Here is a 653-nt window from a genome sequence, read left to right as displayed (position 1 = left end):
TCGACTTGATCACTACTTCTAGATCTTTTACTTGCGGTGAGGCTTTTAAGGATTGGGCCTCTGGGCCTTGAGTCGCGGCTTCTTCTATTTCTTTTTCTGGTAGTTTCCTTTTAATTTCAGAAACTTGTTTCTCGTGTGATTGATTACTTTGTTTGTAAAAGTAGAAGGCGATTAAGAGTATTGGAATGATAAATAATGTTTTCTTCGTCATAATAAAAAAAAAGGGGAGTTAGTAACTCCCCTTATTATAACTTATTTTTATAGATTTGATACAGCTGAATGTTTTGATCCTTTTGGATTACCACTGTTGAAGTTTTTAACGATTTCATCTACAGCAGCTTTTGTCTTAGCATCTAATTTAAATGAAAGAGAGCTTCCATAACCAATCTTGTCTTGGTCGATAAACTTGATTACTTTGTTCAAGTTGTTCTTGAAGTGATAGTCAGGGTGTCTCTTTAGACTCATATTCCCAACAGCATTCTTAAGCTCTGAAATCTCACTCTTTAATGCGCTAATTTTCTTCTTTGTTTTACTATTTTTGAAGAACTTTCCTTCTAAGTCTTTTAGCTCTTCTTCTGCTTTAGTGATTCTTTCCAGTTTCTCTACATCCATAATACGACATGCTTTCTTGATCTGACCTTGGTTATATTTTC

The 653-nt window shown here is 34.2% G+C and carries 2 protein-coding genes; both read right to left on the bottom strand.

All coding sequences use genetic code 11. The annotated features are described in order from the left end of the window. The coding region (locus M901_RS17785) for a hypothetical protein (RefSeq protein WP_021277665.1) at nucleotides 1-211 on the bottom strand (211 nt) is incomplete at its 3' end. Nucleotides 212-258: 47 nt separating this feature from the next. Then, the coding region (locus M901_RS07885; RefSeq protein WP_034721302.1) for a hypothetical protein at nucleotides 259-653 on the bottom strand (395 nt) is incomplete at its 5' end.

The sequence above is a fragment of the Bacteriovorax sp. DB6_IX genome (assembly GCF_000447775.1).
Lineage (GTDB): Bacteria > Bdellovibrionota > Bacteriovoracia > Bacteriovoracales > Bacteriovoracaceae > Halobacteriovorax_A.
Note: the sequence above shows the minus strand (reverse complement) of the source record. Positions and strands in the feature narration are given on the sequence as shown.